The organism is Pseudomonas sp. LBUM1657 (genome assembly GCF_059716075.1).
In genome coordinates this window covers 747,015-766,947 of sequence record NZ_CP166799.1, presented here as the reverse complement: position 1 = coordinate 766,947, position 19,933 = coordinate 747,015, and the positions used below count along the sequence as shown (strand labels likewise).

Below are 19,933 nucleotides of genomic sequence, written 5' to 3'. Positions count from 1 at the left end.
CGGCTCCTTAACGCAAGTTGATGGTGGTGTTCACACCGTCGTTGACGCTGTTGTCATCGAACCAGCGACTGGTGACAGTCTTGGTCTGGGTGTAGAACTGCACCACTTGCTTGCCATACGGACCCAGGTCGCCCAGTTTCGAACCGCGCGAACCGGTGAAGCTGAAGAACGGGACCGGCACCGGAATCGGGATGTTGATGCCGACCTGGCCAACGTCAATTTCGTTCTGGAATTTGCGCGCCGCTGCACCGCTCTGGGTGAACAGGCCCGTGCCGTTGCCGAACGGGTTGGCGTTGACCAGTGCAATGGCCTCATCGAGGGTCGCGACTTCCAGCACGACCAGCACCGGACCGAAGATTTCCTGGGTGTAGATCTGCATCTCGGGCGTCACGCCGGAGAACAGGGTCGGGCCGACAAAGTTGCCCTTCTCGAAGCCTGGAACGGTAATGTCGCGACCATCGAGCTCAAGCTTGGCGCCTTCCTTGATGCCGCTTTCGATCAGATCGAGAATCCGCGCCTTGGCCCGTTTGGAAATCACCGGACCGACGTCAGTGCCCGGCTCACTGCCAGCATTCACTTTGAGTTTCTGTGCCAGCGCCTTCAGGTCCGGCAGCCATTGCTTGGCCGCGCCCACCAGCACCACCACGGAAGTGGCCATGCAACGTTGACCGGCCGCACCGAAACCGGCACCCACCAGCGCATTCAGCGCTTGCTCGCGATTGGCGTCCGGCAGCACCACGGCGTGGTTCTTGGCGCCCATCATCGATTGCACGCGTTTGCCGTGTTTGCCGGCCAGGTCGTAGACGTGAGTGCCGACAGCGGTCGAACCAACGAAAGAAACAGCCTTGATGTCCTTATGAGTGCAGAGCGCATCCACCACGTCCTTGCCGCCGTGAACGACGTTGAGCACACCCGCCGGAACGCCAGCTTCGATCGCCAGTTCCACCAGCAGCATGGTCGACATCGGGTCCTGTTCGGACGGCTTGAGCACGAAGGTGTTGCCGCAGGCGATGGCCATCGGGAACATCCACAGCGGAATCATCGCCGGGAAGTTGAACGGGGTGATACCGGCGCAAACGCCGATCGGTTGGCGCAGGGTGTAAGTGTCGACGCCGCTGGCGACGTTCTCGGCGAACTCGCCCATTTGCAGGCTGCCGATGGAGCAGGCGTGCTCGACTACTTCGAGGCCGCGGAAGATATCGCCTTCAGCGTCGGCAATGGTTTTGCCTTGCTCGTTGCTGAGCACCACGGCGATGCGCTTGGAATGTTCGCGAATCAACGCCTGGAGCTTGAGCATGATGCGCATCCGCGCGCCGATCGGCGTCAGCTTCCAGGTCTGGAAGGCGCGATGGGCGGCGTTGATGGCGGCGTCGACTTCCTGCGTGGTCGCGAACGGCACTTTCGCCAGCACTTGCTGGGTGGCCGGGTTGACGATGTCGTGCCATTCGGTGGTCTGGGACTCGACCCACTCGCCGTCGATTAGCAGCTTTACCGTTTGGACAGTGGTTTCGTTTGGCGTGAGCGATGCGTTCATGTTTGGTCTCCGGGACGTTGTTCTTATTAAGAGAGCTATCTTGGGAGCCAAGGCGAGAAAGTCGCCTTGAGATGAGACGTGTGTCGCGAATTGGTTGTCGGACTGTTTTTGGAGTATAGATGTGCAAACTTCTAATAAGAACGCACATAAAAGCCGGTCCATCATGCAAAAAAACATCACGTCACTCGGTTCGCTCAACTGGGATGACCTCAAGTTTTTCCTCGAGGTCGCCCGCACCCGCAAGGCCAGCACCGCAGCCAAGCGCCTGGCGGTGGACTACACCACCGTGTCGCGACGCATCAGTTCGCTGGAAGCCGCATTGGGCACGTTGTTATTCGAGAAATCCCGGACCAGCGGTTTCGTTCTGACCGCCGAAGGCCAGCGTTTGCTCGGTTACGCCGAGTCGATTGAAAGCACACTGCACATGGCCTGCGAGCAGGTTTCCGGCTCCGGCGTGGCGCTGTCCGGGCATGTACGCATGGGCTGCACCGAAGGCTTCGGCAGCTTTTTCATTACTCCGCAGCTGAGCCATTTCGTCGATGCCTACCCGGCCATCTCGGTGGACATCCTGCCGCTGCCGCACTTCATCAGCCTGTCCAAGCGCGAGGCGGATATCGTCATCGCCCTGGAGCGGCCGGAACATGGCCCGTATGTGTGCTGCAAACTTTGCGACTATCGATTGCAGCTGTACGCGACCCAGGACTATCTGGACAAGCACCCGCCGATCCGCCGCCCGGCCGACTTGGGAAAGCATTCATTCATCAGTTATGTCGACGATCTGGCGTTCAGCTCGGAGCTGCTGTACCTGGCCAACGTGCTGCCCGGCGCCAGCGCCAACCTGCGCAGCACCAGCGTGATCGCGCAATTCGTGGCGGCGCAGCAAGGGCGGTCACTGGCGATTCTGCCGTGCTTCCTGGCGGCGCAGGATCCACGATTGCTTCCAGTGTTGCCGGAAGAGATCAACATCACCCGGCAGTTCTGGATGTACTGCCGCGAAGACCTGCGCAAGCTCAAGCGGATCACCCTGTTGTGGGATTACATCCGCGCGGTCACTGAGCAGAATCAGGGTTTGTTGATGGGTGAAAGTCGGGACATGTTGTTCGCCGACTAATCGGCGCTGACCACGATCGACACCCGGCGGTTCTCGGTACGGCCGGCTGCGGTGTCGTTCGACGCCACTGGCTCGCTGCTGCCGAGACCACGCAACTGGATGTTTTCCTCTTTCATCCCGACCGCCGTCAGAACCTTGCCGACACTTTTTGCGCGGCGCAGGGAGAGCTGTTGGTTGTAGGACTCTTTACCCGAGGCATCGGTGTGGCCGTCGACACGCACACGCTCGATCCCGACGCCCAGCAATGACTTGCCGATGCGTTCGACGATCTCGGTACTGGCGGGATTCAGGCTATCGTCATCACTGCCAAACAACACTTTGCCGGACAGACCAAACGCCCATCCCTCATCGGTCAACTCGAAACCCTGCTGCTTGAGCACTGCAATCTGCGCCGGGGTCAGGCCCTTTTGCGGCGCAGTCTGGCAACCGGTCAATGCCAATAAGGCCATGAGCAGCGCGAAGGTGAAAAATCTCAGGGAACGCTGGGTGACTGAGAACACGGACATTAGCTCCTGGTTTGAACGGTGGCGACAGGGTGCTCCGACCCTGACGTGTGCTGCGCGCCTCGGGAAAGACGTTTGGCTTGGTACATCGCCGCATCGGCGGCGTTGAGCAGAGCGCCCGGTGTCGCCCCATGATCAGGGTACACGGCGATGCCAATACTGAGTGAAGTCAACACTTGGGTACTCCCCGGCAACGGGATCGGCAGTTCCATGCTGGCAATGATTTTGTCGGCTATCCGCTCGGCGTCTTCGGTCTTGTGCAGCGGTGTCAGCAGCACGGCGAATTCATCGCCACCCAGACGCGCCACCAGATCGTCTTCACGCAGTTGTGCCCGAACCCGATCGGCGACGGCCACCAACACCGCATCGCCCGCGGCATGGCCGAAGTTATCGTTGATCCCCTTGAACCGGTCGCTGTCGAGAAACAGCACCGCCACTCGCTCATTAAGCTTGTTGGCGTTGCGCAGCGCGCGAATCAATCGCCCTTCGAAAAATGCCCGATTCGGCAACCCGGTGAGGCTGTCATGACTGGCCTGGTGGGCCAGTGTTTTGTTCTCGCTTTGCAAGTGGGTCTGCCACGACTCAAGCTCATCGAGCAAGGCATTGAAGTCGTTGCCCAGGTTGTCGAGCTCGGCAATGTCGGCGGGAGGCACACGCTGATCAAAGGCTCGCTCGCTGCGCGCGGCGTGAGCGACAAAAGCCAGACTGCGCAGTGGGCCGGTGATCCCGCGAAGTTGTCGGCGTGCCAGATAGAGCGCCACCCAGGCGCTGATGGCGGTACATAAAACGATGCCCACCAGGCCGCTGAGCAAAAAGCGCAGCAGGCTGCCACCGTGGCCGGTGAGCTGGATGCTGCCGATTTCCTGACGTTGATGGATGATCGGCATGTTGATGGGCTTTTCCAGAAAGGCTTTAGCAATCTGCATTTCCAGATCGGAGAACAACCCGGTTTCCGGTCGTTGCCAGCGCGCCAACAACCGGCCCTGCCTGTCCAGTACCTGCGCATCGGCCACTTCTTCGGTGGACGCAATCAATGCCAGCGCCTCGGCGGCGGCGGCTTTGTCGTTGAACACCACCGCGGCTTCCACGGTGTAATTGATCGAACGCGCGATCAGGTGCAGGTTGTGGTCGGCATAGACCCGCAAGGCCAGGACGCCGAGCAGCGTCAGTGAAACACTGGCCATGGCCACCCCCACCAGCGCGACGATCAAATGTCCGCGACCAATGACTGAGCGTAAGGTCGGGCGGTTACCCGGTTTGAATAGACTCATGGCGCCGCCGGCTTGCGGCGGGACAGTTGCAGCACACTAGGGTGGATGCGCACACCACTGCGTGCGACGGAATCGAGGTTGACCTCGAAGGACACTTGATCATCGCCGACTCGCAGGCAAAAAAGACTGCCAACGGTGCATTGATCGTCGCTTTCGCTGATGCTCAGCACCGGACGGCCTGTCAGCGAGGCGAATAGCCGAGTGCGTTCTTCGCTGGTCAGTTTGCCGATGTACACCGCATCGCACTCACCGACAATGGACGGGTTGTCTGCCAATAGACGGCGCACGGTAACAGGCCGGCCTGTGGCTTGGGTCGTGCCTTTGACCAGGTCATCGGTGTATTCGGTGGGGCCAACAATGCACAGGCGCAGTTGCTCAGGCTCAACAGGCCAGCGGGCATAACTGAGAATCCCCAGGACCACCTGAGTAACCGATTTGGCGCGCTGGTCGGCCATGCCGACCGGGGTTGGCGACTGAGCGAAAACGACGCCACTGAGCAAACAGAGAAAGCCTGCCAGCAACACTTGCTTGCAACCCACGACGCACCCTGTCGTCCCGACATCCACCTTCATGCAGGATTCTCTTCGATCGCCACGAAATAATGCCGGAACGATAGCACAGCACTGAAATGCCAGCGAGGCCGCGCACTACGGCACTTCGGACAGTTTCCGTCGTCTCTAACCGCCCTTTTCAATCACTCGGTTGGACACCCTCTTCCAACTCCAGCATCAGACCGCTCAAGCGCTTGACCTTGCGCCGCACCGCTTCTTCGAACACACCTGGACGGGGCTCAATGAGAGTGAACCAGTTCTTGGCCCGGGTAATCCCGGTATAGAGCAGCTCTTTGGTGAGCACAGGGTTCAGGGCGTCCGGCAGAATCAACGCCGTATGGGCAAATTCCGACCCCTGGGATTTGTGCACAGTCATGGCGTACACGGTTTCGACATCATTGAGCCGGCTCGGCAAAACAAAACGTACGCCGCCCTGACCATCGTTGCGTGGGAATGCTACACGCAGCACCTGCTTCCCGGTTTCGGGTCCATCACGCTCCGGCAGCTTGAGGGCAATGCCGATGTCGCCGTTCATCAAGCCCAGGCCATAGTCGTTGCGGGTCATCAGCACCGGTCGGCCTTCGTACCATTGCTGGTCACTTTCGATGAGCCGGGCTTTGAGCAACGCGGCGGTCACTCGCTGATTCAAGCCTTCCACGCCCCAAGGCCCCTTCCGTACGGCGCACAACAATTGGAAGGCGTCGAAGGCTTGCAACACCTGACGCGCCCAATCGGTCCAGCGTGAATCTTCGAGAGGGCTGTCGAGCGGCGGTCGCTGACTGCGCAATACGCTCAGATAATGCCGATAACCTTTCGGTCCATCGCCATGGCCTTCGAGCAGCAAACGCTCCAGCGCCCGGTCCTGCTCACCTTTGAGGGGCAGAGAAAAAACATCGTCGTGGCTTCGCGCCGCCAACAATTTGCGGGCCTCCTCGGGCTGTTGCTGGTTGACCCAACGGGCCAACTGGCCAATGCCACTGCCCTCACCGAATCGACGTGAGTGACGCAGCATCACCACTTGCTGGGCCAGGGGATGAGTCCCTTCGGTGTCTTCCTGCAAACCGCTGGCGTTCAGACTTTCGCCACTGATGGACTCCAACCACTGGCGAGTCTGCGGGTTGTACCAACCTGCTTCGGCATCGCGGCACAGATCACCCAGCACCGCACCGGCTTCCACAGACGCCAGTTGGTCCTTGTCACCGAGCAGCACCAGACGGGCATGAGCCGGCATCGCATCGAGCAGATTGGCCATCATTTCCAGATCGATCATCGAGGCTTCGTCGACCACCAGCACATCCAGAGGCAAGCGATTACCCGCATGGTGACGAAAGTGCCGAGTGCCGGGACGACTGCCCAGTAAACGGTGCACGGTGGTCACATCTGACGGGATCTTGTCTCGCACAGTTTCAGCGACTTCCAGGGTTTGCACCTGTTGACTGATGGACTCCGTCAGCCGTGCCGCGGCTTTACCGGTTGGCGCGGCGAGACGGATGCGCAGCGGTTTGCCAGCTTCCACCGCGGGCGCCTGTAGCAACGCCAGCAACCGCACGACCGTGGTGGTCTTGCCGGTTCCCGGACCGCCGGTAATGATGCTGAAAGCACTGCGGGTCGCGAGGGCACAGGCGAGTTTCTGCCAGTCGATCACCTCACCGGGTTTGGCCGGACCGAACAAACCGGTAAGGCGTTGGGACAAATCATTCGGTGTTGTTTCGTACTCAGCCAGACGCTGGCGCAACGCGTTGTCGATACGCCTTTCGTAAGCCCAGTAGCGGCGCAGATACAGGCGTTTCCCCAACAGTACCAACGGCCGGTGTTGCGCCGCCTCACGGCCATCGACCGCCAACGCCACCAGGCGACTGGAGGCCAGCACCTTGCACCAATGGGCACCGTCCAGCGCCTCAAGCAATTGCGACGGTAACAACATCGCGCCACTTTGCAGATCGCCTTCCGGTGGCAGCGACAGGGCGAAGTCCGGCTCCTTTAACGTCTCGAACAGGTCCAGGCAGACATGACCATGACCCAGTTGATGACTGGTCAACGCGGCGGCCAGCAGCACCAGCGGATCATCGTCAGGAGCGAGTTCGTGCAGGAAGGCGACGAAGGCTTTGTCGAGTGCTCGCAACCAACCGCGCTCGACCCAGCGCGTGAGCAACAGCAGCAGGTCATCGGCGCGGCTCAACGGCGCCAGATCCGCCAGGCTTTCGGCGGCCAACGGCGTGGGCAGCAAATCGGCGAAGGTGCGACTCATAGCAGTACTCCCTGTTCCCAGGCGGGTTCGGCCTTGGGTTCTGGCTTGCCCTGGAACAGCCGGTCCAGACGCTCAATCAGCTCTCTTGATGGACGGGCGAAATACACGCCCTGGCTGGACGCGCGCGTACCGCGCAGGAACAGGTACAACGCACCACCGACATGCCGGTCGTAGTCGTAATCGGCAAGCCGCACCTTGAGCTGGCGATGCAGGGCCAACAGGTACAGCACGTATTGCAGGTCGTAACGGTTATCGAGAATCGACTGTTCCATGGCCTGCTCGGTGTACGCCGTATCATCGACGCCCAGCCAGTTGGATTTGTAATCGGCGACGTAGTAGCGGCCATCGTGTTCGAAGGTCAGGTCGATGAAGCCCTTGAACATGCCATTGAGCAACACCGGTTCGGCGGCCACCCGGGCCACTCCGTTATGGGTGTATTGGCACACCAGCTCATCAAGCTTGAGCACGTCGACCTTATGGCTGGCGAACCAGAACTCCATCTCGACCCGGTACTGGGTCAGTTGCTCGAACACTACTGGAGCCTGCCCTGCACCGATACGCAGCGGGGATTTGAGCAAGTGCTGCAACCAGTCGCTCAGCGTGGTTATCCAACCTTCCCAGCCACGGCGGTTGCAGCGACGGGCAATGGCATCTTCCATCGCTTGCGGTGTGGCAGCGAAACCTTCGTCACCGGCCCATTCAAGCAATCCATGGAGAAAGGTGCCGGGGTTCGGGCCACGAGGGAACCGATGGATATCAGCACCGCCAGCGACCACTTCTCGTGGTGCTTGCGGATCAAGGCGTTCGTCATCGAAGAGCTTTTGCGCCTGCGGACTCTCCGGCGCTTCATCAGTGCCCACGCTCATGCTGTCGCCAATGCGCAGGGCACTGTAGGAAGCAATCCACCAGTTTTCACTGGCCTTGCGTTTGGGAATCAGCGGAGCAAGCAAAGCCGCTTCATTGTGTGGCGGATGATAATGCTCGGCGGTCGCTGCAGGCATTTCACAGTAGTTCAGCGCCGGACAGTCCTGTTGCAGGTCTTCCAGCCATCGCTTCAAGCCTGCGGATTCCACCAATGGTGCACCGCCGCCCAACAGATAACCCAATGCTGAAAGATGCAGCACCGAACTGTTGTTATTGCCGCGCTTGAGATCAGTCACTCCAAGCCAACAGGCGTGTTGCGCCCGAGTCAGGGCTACATAAAGCAAGCGCAAATCCTCGGCAAGACGCTCATCGTCAGCCTGAGCGATCAACTCGGGCGTCGGCTTCAAAGTCACTTGGGCCTTACCGGTGGCGTCGTGGTAATGCAACGGCAGACGGCTGCCATCTACCGGTTTAGCCGAGCAGACGAAAGGCAGGAATACCAAGGGATACTCAAGCCCCTTGGACTTGTGAATGGTCACGACCTTGACCAGTTGTTCGTCGCTCTCCAGACGCAGAATCTGCTCTTCGCCAGCCTGGCCGGACAACGCCAGATGTTCGGACAAATGCCGGATCAAGGCCTGCTCGCCATCGAGTTCGGCGGCTGCCTGTTGCAGCAATTCGGACAGGTGCAGCAGATTGGTCAGCACCCGCTCGCCATCGCTGCGCGCAATCAACGCCTGAGGCAGTTGGAAGTCATGCAGCAATCGCCGCAGCATCGGCAATACGCCCTGCTTGCGCCAGAGCTCACGATAACCGCGGAACTGCATGACCCGCGATTCCCAGGCCAGTTCGTCCTGATTCAGCTGCTCCAGTTCAGCCAGCGAAAGGTTCAGCGTGATACAGGCCAACGCGGCTCGCAGTGGGCGCTCGACATCCGGCTCGGCGCAGGCCTTGAGCCAGGTCAGCAGATCGTGGGCTTCCTGGGCAGCGAATACCGAATCCTTGTCCGACAGATAAACGCTGCGCACGCCGCGGGCGGAGAGCTCGCCGCGCACGGCCTGAGCCTCTTTACCGTCGCGTACCAGGATCGCAATATCCGCTGGCAGCACGCCTCTGAAGTCCTTGCCGTCCTGTATGAAACCCGTCCGACCTTGTTGCCCGCCGTTGAGCAAAGCAGTGATTTCACTGGCGCAGGTGGCTGCCAATTGCTGGCGGTAAACCGCACCGGAAAGTGGCTGCTCGGCGGACAGATGCCAGATGTTCAGGGCGGGCACCACTTGGCCATCTGTGTGCAGAACTTCTTTGCGTCCCTGGGATTCAACGGGCTGAAACGGTACCGGGTTCTCGCCATTCCTTTCACGAAAGAGGAATGCGCCACGCCCCGAGTCACGGGACTCTGCACGCTCGAAAACATGGTTCACCGCACTGACCATGCCATGACTGGATCGGAAGTTGGTGCCCAAGGTATGCAGGCGGCCAGCGGTGGCCAGGCGAGCGCGCAGATAGGTATAAATGTCGGCGCCGCGGAAGGCATAGATCGCCTGCTTCGGATCGCCGATCAGGAACAGACCGCATTCGGGATTGTTGTCTTCGATGCGATAGATGCTCTCGAAGATCCGGTACTGCACCGGGTCGGTATCCTGGAACTCATCGATCAGTGCCACCGGGAACTGCTCACGGATCAGGGTGGCCAGTCGCTCACCGCCACTGGACTGCAAAGCCGCATCGAGGCGCAGCAGCATGTCATCGAAGCCCATTTCCGCGCGGCGGCGTTTTTCTTCCTCGAACCGTGCGCCGACCCACTGAGCAGCGTGTTGCAGCACCGCGGCATCGGGTGTCGGCAGCCCATCGAGGCTGACCTTGAGACCGGGCATCGCATCCAGACCGGGATGACGGGGCGCCTCACCTTTCCAGGCTTCCGCCATGCCATCAGGCGTCAGGCGCGTGAAACCGGTACCGATATCCAGTTGTTCGAGGGACTCGTCATCGGCCCAGGCCCGGATCTTTTCAAACCAGGGCTCGAAGTAACGCGCCTGCATCTTACGACCGTCGACGCTCTTGCTCGCGACCCCCTGGTGACAGATGGCAAGCAACTCGTCCGCCCACTGGCGCCAAGGCATCTTGAGTTCGAGCAAGGCTGCCCGTCGCTCCAGCAGACACTCGGCGATCAGCTCGGCAGGCTCTTTACCTGCTGCGCTGTCACGCTCGCTGGCGAACAAACTACGAACTCGTGGCAATAGCGCCGCCGGACCGCCCCAATTGCTGCGCACCCAGTTCAGCGCATCACCTTGCATCGGGTAACAGAACAGCCGCCAATAATCGCGCAGGACCTCGCCCAGCAAATCACTGTGATCGGTTTCCAGGGTTTGGGTAAACAGGCTGCCACTGTCGAAAGCGTGTTCGCGCAACATACGCTGACACCAACTGTGGATGGTCGAGACTGCCGCTTCGTCCATCCACTGTGCGGCGATGTCCAGGCGGTTTGCGCATCCGGACCACTGCTCGGGAAGGTACTCTTCACGAAGCTCGGCGATCAGGTTATCCGGTGCTGGCGTTTCATCGCGAAAGAACCGTGCAGCTTCCGCCAGCCGTGTACGAATGCGTTCGCGCAGCTCTTTGGTGGCGGCATCGGTGAACGTCACAACAAGGATTTGTGGCGGCAACAATTCACGTCCAAAACAACTCGGCTCGCCGCCATGACCAAGCACCAGGCGCAGATAAAGCGCGGAGATGGTGAAGGTCTTGCCGGTCCCGGCGCTGGCCTCGATCAGTTGGCTGCCGCGCAGGGGAAATGCCAGCGCCAGAGGTGTCTTAGACGTCATGAGCGCGCCTCCTCGCTGGCCAATGAACGCCACGGCGCCTCTAGCAGCGGCCGATACAAAGCGTCACACCAAGCCGGGAATGTTTCGTCAGCAGCAAGGGCGTCGTAATCGGGGAATTGCCGTGCGAGTGCCGGACTTTCGCGACGCTCGCCGTCAGTGGTCAGGCCATCGCCTTCATAAGCTTTTCGAGCAGCGGCTTCAGCCTTGACTGGTTCGGTTTGACCAAGCCATGCGAAAGCTGTTTTCACCGCAATTGGCAGCGGTTGGCGCATGCCCGTTTGCCAGGCCATTAACAGGTCGCCCAGAATCCGCATTGCCGAATCCTTCTCCATCGGGCCGAGCAGGAGGCTGTCGTCACTGGCCACCAGCGCGGTGGTCATCGCCATGCCACTGGCGCAGGCAACCAGATGATTGACCCAAGGTCGCGTCAAGCGATGCCATTTGCGAGACTTGATCGAGCCGATGCTATTGGGGATCGTAGTGACTGATAGCAAACCACCGTCTGCACGTTGATGCAGGCCACCGAGCCACCCCTCCAGGCGCAGTCCCTGCAACTCCAGACTCACTGGAAGGGCACTGGCAAGCGGCGTTGGCCATAACGCCAGGAGCTGTTGATAGCGCTGCAGCAGGTCCGGCAACGGTTCGATCAACTCTCGCTGCAGACATTCACCAAAACCGGCCATCGGCAGCAGTCCACTGTTTTGCAAGCGTTTAGCCTGAGCCTCAAGTGCCTGATCACTGAGATCCAAGTGTTCCAACGCAGCTCCCAGCAGGCTGTCGCTGAGGCTATAGCGTTGCAACGCGTCAAGGACAAAAGGCTCTTCATCGGCCAAGGGTACTTCAGCAGCTTCGAAGAACACCTTGAGCCGTTGACTGAAGAAATGTCGTACTGGGTTGCGCAGGAAATCCTGCAGTTGACCTAGGCTCAGAGGCTCTTCTTGAACGAAGGGATCAAGCACCTCGATATCAGTCGCGTGTTGTATGGCTTGATGAAGCACCTGCCACTCATTGGCATAGCTGAACAGGACGTCGCCTTCATGAAAGTAGCGGGCGCTGAAAGGTTGCAGTGGATGCTCCTGAGTCATTGCCTCAAGAAGATCGTCATCGACGTCGTGCAGTCGCCAGCCACTGGCCAGATGGTCACGCAGTTGGCCAATCAGTACCGACGCAGGACGCTCACTGTTATCGCGAATGCTCCGGCCAACCCAGCTGATATAGAGTTGGTCGCGTGCCGACAACAGGGCCTCCAACAGCAGATAGCGATCATCTTCGCGCCGGGAGCGATCACCAGGGCGGTAGTCACTGCCCATGAGGTCGAAGTCCAATGGCGGCTGTGCACGCGGATAATCCCCGTCATTCATGCCAAGCAGGCAGACCAGCTTGAACGGGATCGCTCGCATGGGCATCAGGGTGCAGAAGTTAACGGCACCTGCCAGGAAACGCTGGGACAGACGGCCCTGATCCAGACCGGCCAGCCAGGCTTCACGGACTACAGTCAACGGTAACTCGTCCTGCAAGCCGACAGATTCGCAGGTGTCTAGCCAGGTTTCGCGCAACTCTTCGAGCTGAGCCAGCAAGTAATCGTCATGTTCATTACTGGCCTGGAAGAACAGCTGCACCAAGGCCTGCAATCGCAAGCCCCACTGCTTGGGTGGGGCAGGTTGAGAGAGCTCCTGATGGGCAATCTCCAGCGCATCCAGCAGTGCGACCAAAGGACCGATGAGTGCCGCATCCAGGCCACCGATTTCGTCGTAGGGCTCGATGTCCTCGCAGGCGCTGGCGCTGCCCACGGCATAACCAAGCAACATCCGTCGCAGACCAAAACGCCAGCTGTTCTGCTCCAGTTCCGCCGGCAGACCGAGGCCTGCGCGTTGTTCGGCATTCATACCCCAGCGAATCCCGGCACCTTCGATCCAGCGATGCAGGATCGGCAGATCACGCTCCTCTACCCCGAAGCGGGTGCGTAGTGCAGGAACGTCCAGCAGGTCAAGGATCTCGCTGACAGGGAAACGACTGTCAGGCAGCTTGAGCAGATGCTCGACAGCAATCAGTAGCGGATCGCGACCGCGTTGGCCTTGATCTGCGAGGGTGAAGGGAATGAAGCGCGGATCGTGGCGTTCGAGCTGACCAAATACTGCGCGAATATGTGGTGCGTAGCTGTCGATGTCCGGAACCATCACAATCACGTCGCGAGGACGCAGTTGTGGATCGGCACTGAATCGCGCGAGCAGTTGATCGTGGAGTATCTCCACTTCTCGCTGGGCACTGTGGGCAATGTGGAAACGGATCGATTGATCCTTATCCGGATCGACAGCCGGCCAGCGCTCTCGAGTCTCAGTCAGGGGGCGTAATTCAAGGATGTCGTCTTGCAGTTCGTTGAGCATGCTCTGTGGCTGGGTGTCACTGAACAGGTCGATGCGCCCATCGCGAAATGCCGATCGATAACTGTTGGGATCGTCGTAGCTGTCGAGAAGATTTATGTAGTCCCGTCCCTGCTTACCCCATGCGGCCAGCAGCGGATGTGCATGCTGATGAAGCGTTTGCGGATCGAGTACAACCGGCATTCCACTTTTGCGAGCCTGACGCTTGTATTGATGTCTTAACAGGTCTTTATCGGCGACGATGTCGGCCCAATGGTGCCGACACGGATTGTGCACGCAGAGTAAAACCTGACTGAATCGGGCCAGGCCGGCAAGTGCTTCCAGCGCTTGAGCGGGCAATGAAGAAATCCCGAAAACGATCACCCGTGAAGGTAATCCGCTGGGCGCCACGTCGAGACTGTTGATGCACTCGATAAAACGCTGATGGACACCGGCGCGGCTTTGCGCCATGCCGTGCTCACCCACATCCAACAACAGCGCACGCCACAACTCAGCCTGCCAGCAGTTTGCCGGGGTCAGGGGCTTGGCCTCGCCTCTGCCATTTCGTAATTGATGACGCCCTTCTGCCCAGTCTTCGAGCCAGTCGGCGCGGTACACCTGGTATTGGTCGAACAAATCCGCCAGCCGCTCAGCCAACTGATAGCGCTTTCGTAAATCGGAGTCATTGGTCAGGAAGCGCTGCAGGGGTTCAAAGTGCGGTTGATTGATCAACTGTGGAAGCAGACGCATCAGACGCCAGGTCAGCGGGGCTTTATCGAGCAGGGATTTGACCGGAATTTCATCACGCCCAAGGACCATGCGATAGAGCTGCCACATGAAGCTACCCGGTAACTGCACGTCGATGGCTGCGGCGATTCCACAACCGCCCATATCATCATCTTCAGGGTCTTCAGCCAGTGCCAGCTTCAGCCATTGAGCGATGCCGTTGCTCTGCACCAGGGCAATTTCATTTTCCAAGGGAGCCAGTGGGTAGCGCCGCATCCAGCTCACCACCAGGCTGCGCAACTCGTCCAGGCGGTTGCCGTGAACCACCATAAAACCAGCACTGAGGGACGACGCGTCCGGCATATAGGCTTCCTTGGAGAAATACAAAAGCTAGGGCCGAACCTTAGCATTGTCGGGAGACTGTGACAGCCGGGAGCTGTCCGATGTTGCTGTGTGAACTTTCCCTGCAGGCAAAACAAAACCCCTACCTGCATACGCAGATAGGGGTTTCGGAATTTAATCTTGACGATGACCTACTCTCACATGGGGAAACCCCACACTACCATCGGCGATGCATCGTTTCACTACTGAGTTCGGGATGGGATCAGGTGGTTCCAATGCTCTATGGTCGTCAAGAAATTCGGGAGCCGGGTCGTGGGCCTTTACAGGTTCACGCTCCAGCGAATGGGTATGCGATAGTTTGTGTGTTTGTTTCTCGAACTTTCGGTTCGTTTCGTCTTCACACACCGCAATCTGGTGCCCTTTCAGGCCAACAAATTGCTTGGGTGTTATATGGTCAAGCCTCACGGGCAATTAGTATTGGTTAGCTCAACGCCTCACAGCGCTTACACACCCAACCTATCAACGTCGTAGTCTTCGACGGCCCTTCAGGGGACTCAAGGTCCCAGTGAGATCTCATCTTGAGGCTAGTTTCCCGCTTAGATGCTTTCAGCGGTTATCTATTCCGAACATAGCTACCCGGCAATGCCACTGGCGTGACAACCGGAACACCAGAGGTTCGTCCACTCCGGTCCTCTCGTACTAGGAGCAGCCCCTCTCAAATCTCAAACGTCCACGGCAGATAGGGACCGAACTGTCTCACGACGTTCTAAACCCAGCTCGCGTACCACTTTAAATGGCGAACAGCCATACCCTTGGGACCGGCTTCAGCCCCAGGATGTGATGAGCCGACATCGAGGTGCCAAACACCGCCGTCGATATGAACTCTTGGGCGGTATCAGCCTGTTATCCCCGGAGTACCTTTTATCCGTTGAGCGATGGCCCTTCCATACAGAACCACCGGATCACTAAGACCTACTTTCGTACCTGCTCGACGTGTCTGTCTCGCAGTCAAGCGCGCTTTTGCCTTTATACTCTACGACCGATTTCCGACCGGTCTGAGCGCACCTTCGTACTCCTCCGTTACTCTTTAGGAGGAGACCGCCCCAGTCAAACTACCCACCATACACTGTCCTCGATCCGGATAACGGACCTGAGTTAGAACCTCAAAGTTGCCAGGGTGGTATTTCAAGGTTGGCTCCACGCGAACTGGCGTCCACGCTTCAAAGCCTCCCACCTATCCTACACAAGCAAATTCAAAGTCCAGTGCAAAGCTATAGTAAAGGTTCACGGGGTCTTTCCGTCTAGCCGCGGATACACTGCATCTTCACAGCGATTTCAATTTCACTGAGTCTCGGGTGGAGACAGCGCCGCCATCGTTACGCCATTCGTGCAGGTCGGAACTTACCCGACAAGGAATTTCGCTACCTTAGGACCGTTATAGTTACGGCCGCCGTTTACCGGGGCTTCGATCAAGAGCTTCGCGTTAGCTAACCCCATCAATTAACCTTCCGGCACCGGGCAGGCGTCACACCCTATACGTCCACTTTCGTGTTTGCAGAGTGCTGTGTTTTTAATAAACAGTCGCAGCGGCCTGGTATCTTCGACCGGCATGAGCTTACGGAGCAAGTCCTTCACCCTCACCGGCGCACCTTCTCCCGAAGTTACGGTGCCATTTTGCCTAGTTCCTTCACCCGAGTTCTCTCAAGCGCCTTGGTATTCTCTACCCAACCACCTGTGTCGGTTTGGGGTACGGTTCCTGGTTACCTGAAGCTTAGAAGCTTTTCTTGGAAGCATGGCATCAACCACTTCGTGTTCTAAAAGAACACTCGTCATCAGCTCTCGGCCTTAGAATCCCGGATTTACCTAAGATTCCAGCCTACCACCTTAAACTTGGACAACCAACGCCAAGCTGGCCTAGCCTTCTCCGTCCCTCCATCGCAATAACCAGAAGTACAGGAATATTAACCTGTTTTCCATCGACTACGCTTTTCAGCCTCGCCTTAGGGACCGACTAACCCTGCGTCGATTAACGTTGCGCAGGAAACCTTGGTCTTTCGGCGTGGGTGTTTTTCACACCCATTGTCGTTACTCATGTCAGCATTCGCACTTCTGATACCTCCAGCAAGCTTCTCAACTCACCTTCACAGGCTTACAGAACGCTCCTCTACCGCATCACCTAAGTGATACCCGTAGCTTCGGTGTATGGTTTGAGCCCCGTTACATCTTCCGCGCAGGCCGACTCGACTAGTGAGCTATTACGCTTTCTTTAAAGGGTGGCTGCTTCTAAGCCAACCTCCTAGCTGTCTAAGCCTTCCCACATCGTTTCCCACTTAACCATAACTTTGGGACCTTAGCTGACGGTCTGGGTTGTTTCCCTTTTCACGACGGACGTTAGCACCCGCCGTGTGTCTCCCATGCTCGGCACTTGTAGGTATTCGGAGTTTGCATCGGTTTGGTAAGTCGGGATGACCCCCTAGCCGAAACAGTGCTCTACCCCCTACAGTGATACATGAGGCGCTACCTAAATAGCTTTCGAGGAGAACCAGCTATCTCCGAGCTTGATTAGCCTTTCACTCCGATCCACAGGTCATCCGCTAACTTTTCAACGGTAGTCGGTTCGGTCCTCCAGTTAGTGTTACCCAACCTTCAACCTGCCCATGGATAGATCGCCCGGTTTCGGGTCTATTCCCAGCGACTAGACGCCCTATTAAGACTCGCTTTCGCTACGCCTCCCCTATTCGGTTAAGCTCGCCACTGAAAATAAGTCGCTGACCCATTATACAAAAGGTACGCAGTCACCCAACAAAGTGGGCTCCCACTGCTTGTACGCATACGGTTTCAGGATCTATTTCACTCCCCTCTCCGGGGTTCTTTTCGCCTTTCCCTCACGGTACTAGTTCACTATCGGTCAGTCAGTAGTATTTAGCCTTGGAGGATGGTCCCCCCATATTCAGACAAAGTTTCTCGTGCTCCGTCCTACTCGATTTCATGACCAAGAGATTTTCGCGTACAGGGCTATCACCCACTATGGCCGCACTTTCCAGAGCGTTCCGCTAATCTCAAAGCCACTTAAGGGCTAGTCCCCGTTCGCTCGCCACTACTAAGGGAATCTCGGTTGATTTCTTTTCCTCAGGGTACTTAGATGTTTCAGTTCCCCTGGTTCGCTTCTTAAGCCTATGTATTCAGCTTAAGATACCTAACTTATGTTAGGTGGGTTCCCCCATTCAGACATCTCCGGATCAAAGTCTGTTTGCCGACTCCCCGAAGCTTTTCGCAGGCTACCACGTCTTTCATCGCCTCTGACTGCCAAGGCATCCACCGTATGCGCTTCTTCACTTGACCATATAACCCCAAGCAATCTGGTTATACTGTGAAGACGACATTCGCCGAAAATTCGCGATTAAACTCACAAATTTTACCTTAGCCTGATCCGTTACCAGTGAAAGTAACGTTCAGTCTATCTTTCTATCACATACCCAAATTTTTAAAGAACGATCTAATCAAAGACTAGAAATCAACATTTAACCTTCACTCGAAGGAAATGCTCATTTCTAAGCTCTACGTGTCAGAAGCAGTTAGTGGTGGAGCCAAACGGGATCGAACCGTTGACCTCCTGCGTGCAAGGCAGGCGCTCTCCCAGCTGAGCTATGGCCCCGTATTTCTACAGGCGTTTCCCACACAAAATTGGTGGGTCTGGGCAGATTCGAACTGCCGACCTCACCCTTATCAGGGGTGCGCTCTAACCAACTGAGCTACAGACCCAATTTCGGGCTGCTTCTTATCGTCTTCTTCAATGAATCAAGCAATTCGTGTGGGAACTTATGGAGCAGCTGATGTCGTCGATTAAGGAGGTGATCCAGCCGCAGGTTCCCCTACGGCTACCTTGTTACGACTTCACCCCAGTCATGAATCACACCGTGGTAACCGTCCCCCCGAAGGTTAGACTAGCTACTTCTGGTGCAACCCACTCCCATGGTGTGACGGGCGGTGTGTACAAGGCCCGGGAACGTATTCACCGCGACATTCTGATTCGCGATTACTAGCGATTCCGACTTCACGCAGTCGAGTTGCAGACTGCGATCCGGACTACGATCGGTTTTGTGGGATTAGCTCCACCTCGCGGCTTGGCAACCCTCTGTACCGACCATTGTAGCACGTGTGTAGCCCAGGCCGTAAGGGCCATGATGACTTGACGTCATCCCCACCTTCCTCCGGTTTGTCACCGGCAGTCTCCTTAGAGTGCCCACCATTACGTGCTGGTAACTAAGGACAAGGGTTGCGCTCGTTACGGGACTTAACCCAACATCTCACGACACGAGCTGACGACAGCCATGCAGCACCTGTCTCAATGTTCCCGAAGGCACCAATCCATCTCTGGAAAGTTCATTGGATGTCAAGGCCTGGTAAGGTTCTTCGCGTTGCTTCGAATTAAACCACATGCTCCACCGCTTGTGCGGGCCCCCGTCAATTCATTTGAGTTTTAACCTTGCGGCCGTACTCCCCAGGCGGTCAACTTAATGCGTTAGCTGCGCCACTAAGAGCTCAAGGCTCCCAACGGCTAGTTGACATCGTTTACGGCGTGGACTACCAGGGTATCTAATCCTGTTTGCTCCCCACGCTTTCGCACCTCAGTGTCAGTATCAGTCCAGGTGGTCGCCTTCGCCACTGGTGTTCCTTCCTATATCTACGCATTTCACCGCTACACAGGAAATTCCACCACCCTCTACCATACTCTAGCTCGACAGTTTTGAATGCAGTTCCCAGGTTGAGCCCGGGGATTTCACATCCAACTTAACGAACCACCTACGCGCGCTTTACGCCCAGTAATTCCGATTAACGCTTGCACCCTCTGTATTACCGCGGCTGCTGGCACAGAGTTAGCCGGTGCTTATTCTGTCGGTAACGTCAAAACAGATACGTATTAGGTAACTGCCCTTCCTCCCAACTTAAAGTGCTTTACAATCCGAAGACCTTCTTCACACACGCGGCATGGCTGGATCAGGCTTTCGCCCATTGTCCAATATTCCCCACTGCTGCCTCCCGTAGGAGTCTGGACCGTGTCTCAGTTCCAGTGTGACTGATCATCCTCTCAGACCAGTTACGGATCGTCGCCTTGGTGAGCCATTACCTCACCAACTAGCTAATCCGACCTAGGCTCATCTGATAGCGCAAGGCCCGAAGGTCCCCTGCTTTCTCCCGTAGGACGTATGCGGTATTAGCGTCCGTTTCCGAGCGTTATCCCCCACTACCAGGCAGATTCCTAGGCATTACTCACCCGTCCGCCGCTCGCCACCAGGTACAAGTACCCGTGCTGCCGCTCGACTTGCATGTGTTAGGCCTGCCGCCAGCGTTCAATCTGAGCCATGATCAAACTCTTCAGTTCAAACATCTTTGGGTTTTTAAGAAACCCTAAACTTGGCTCAGCAATCGTTGGTTACATCTTTGATTTCTCGCGGAGTAACTTGTGATGCTGATAATCTTGTTGACTATCAGTCTGACTCCACAAGCACCCACACGAATTGCTTGATTCAGTTGTTAAAGAGCGGTTGGTTAAGATCTTTCGTCTCAACCGAGGCGCGCATTCTACAGCAGCCTCTGTTG

At 57.4% G+C, this 19,933-nt stretch carries 8 protein-coding genes, 2 tRNA genes and 3 rRNA genes; 1 reads left to right on the top strand and 12 read right to left on the bottom strand.

Features of this window, described 5'->3' with window-relative positions; all coding sequences use genetic code 11:
- Positions 1-7: 7 nt before the first annotated feature.
- On the bottom strand, positions 8-1,534 hold the full coding sequence (locus tag ACA055_RS03420) for a CoA-acylating methylmalonate-semialdehyde dehydrogenase (protein WP_497682367.1): 1,527 nt from the start codon (positions 1,532-1,534) through the stop codon (positions 8-10).
- A 163-nt stretch (positions 1,535-1,697) separates the two neighbouring features.
- Between ACA055_RS03420 and ACA055_RS03415 the strand changes: the two genes are divergently transcribed.
- Entirely contained in the window at positions 1,698-2,645 is a 948-nt protein-coding gene (locus ACA055_RS03415) for a LysR family transcriptional regulator (protein WP_497682366.1), read from the top strand.
- Here the strand turns inward: ACA055_RS03415 and yfiB are convergent.
- The 11 genes from yfiB to ACA055_RS03360 form a co-directional block, all read right to left on the bottom strand.
- Positions 2,642-3,145 (bottom strand): outer membrane lipoprotein YfiB, encoded by a 504-nt coding sequence (yfiB, locus tag ACA055_RS03410; protein ID WP_497682365.1) that lies wholly within the window; start codon positions 3,143-3,145, stop codon positions 2,642-2,644. The genes ACA055_RS03415 and yfiB overlap by 4 nt on opposite strands.
- Positions 3,146-3,150: 5 nt before the next feature.
- Positions 3,151-4,419 carry a diguanylate cyclase DgcN/YfiN gene (gene dgcN, locus ACA055_RS03405; RefSeq protein ID WP_497682364.1) on the bottom strand — a complete coding sequence of 423 codons (1,269 nt, stop codon included), beginning with the start codon at positions 4,417-4,419 and terminating at the stop codon, positions 3,151-3,153.
- Complete coding sequence (gene yfiR, locus ACA055_RS03400; RefSeq protein ID WP_497682363.1) at positions 4,416-4,991, bottom strand: regulatory sequestration protein YfiR; 576 nt, start codon at positions 4,989-4,991, stop codon at positions 4,416-4,418. The genes dgcN and yfiR overlap by 4 nt, the downstream gene beginning before the upstream one ends.
- A gap of 118 nt (positions 4,992-5,109) precedes the next feature.
- Entirely contained in the window at positions 5,110-7,218 is a 2,109-nt protein-coding gene (recD, locus tag ACA055_RS03395) for an exodeoxyribonuclease V subunit alpha (RefSeq protein ID WP_497682362.1), read from the bottom strand.
- Positions 7,215-10,904, bottom strand: a complete 3,690-nt coding sequence (gene recB, locus ACA055_RS03390; protein WP_497682361.1) for an exodeoxyribonuclease V subunit beta — start codon at positions 10,902-10,904, stop codon at positions 7,215-7,217. The genes recD and recB overlap by 4 nt, the downstream gene beginning before the upstream one ends.
- Positions 10,901-14,353, bottom strand: coding sequence for an exodeoxyribonuclease V subunit gamma (gene recC / locus ACA055_RS03385; RefSeq protein WP_497682360.1), 3,453 nt, complete (start codon positions 14,351-14,353; stop codon positions 10,901-10,903). The genes recB and recC overlap by 4 nt, the downstream gene beginning before the upstream one ends.
- Before the next feature lie 157 nt (positions 14,354-14,510).
- Positions 14,511-14,626: ribosomal RNA gene (gene rrf / locus ACA055_RS03380) — 5S ribosomal RNA — on the bottom strand.
- 156 nt (positions 14,627-14,782) lie between these two features.
- Positions 14,783-17,674 (bottom strand): 23S ribosomal RNA (locus tag ACA055_RS03375).
- A gap of 237 nt (positions 17,675-17,911) precedes the next feature.
- Positions 17,912-17,987, bottom strand: a tRNA-Ala gene (locus ACA055_RS03370).
- 30 nt (positions 17,988-18,017) lie between these two features.
- Positions 18,018-18,094, bottom strand: a tRNA-Ile gene (locus ACA055_RS03365).
- A gap of 82 nt (positions 18,095-18,176) precedes the next feature.
- Positions 18,177-19,715: ribosomal RNA gene (locus ACA055_RS03360) — 16S ribosomal RNA — on the bottom strand.
- The 16S, 23S and 5S rRNA genes sit together here with 2 tRNA genes alongside, the layout of an rRNA operon.
- Between the last annotated feature and the right edge of the window lie 218 nt (positions 19,716-19,933).

Coding starts and splice junctions, on each gene's coding strand:
- recC (WP_497682360.1), bottom strand. CDS start 14,353: ATGCCGGACGCGTCGTCCCTCAGTGCTGGTTTTATGGTGGTTCACGGC.
- recB (WP_497682361.1), bottom strand. CDS start 10,904: ATGACGTCTAAGACACCTCTGGCGCTGGCATTTCCCCTGCGCGGCAGC.
- recD (WP_497682362.1), bottom strand. CDS start 7,218: ATGAGTCGCACCTTCGCCGATTTGCTGCCCACGCCGTTGGCCGCCGAA.
- yfiR (WP_497682363.1), bottom strand. CDS start 4,991: ATGAAGGTGGATGTCGGGACGACAGGGTGCGTCGTGGGTTGCAAGCAA.
- ACA055_RS03420 (WP_497682367.1), bottom strand. CDS start 1,534: ATGAACGCATCGCTCACGCCAAACGAAACCACTGTCCAAACGGTAAAG.
- dgcN (WP_497682364.1), bottom strand. CDS start 4,419: ATGAGTCTATTCAAACCGGGTAACCGCCCGACCTTACGCTCAGTCATT.
- ACA055_RS03415 (WP_497682366.1), top strand. CDS start 1,698: ATGCAAAAAAACATCACGTCACTCGGTTCGCTCAACTGGGATGACCTC.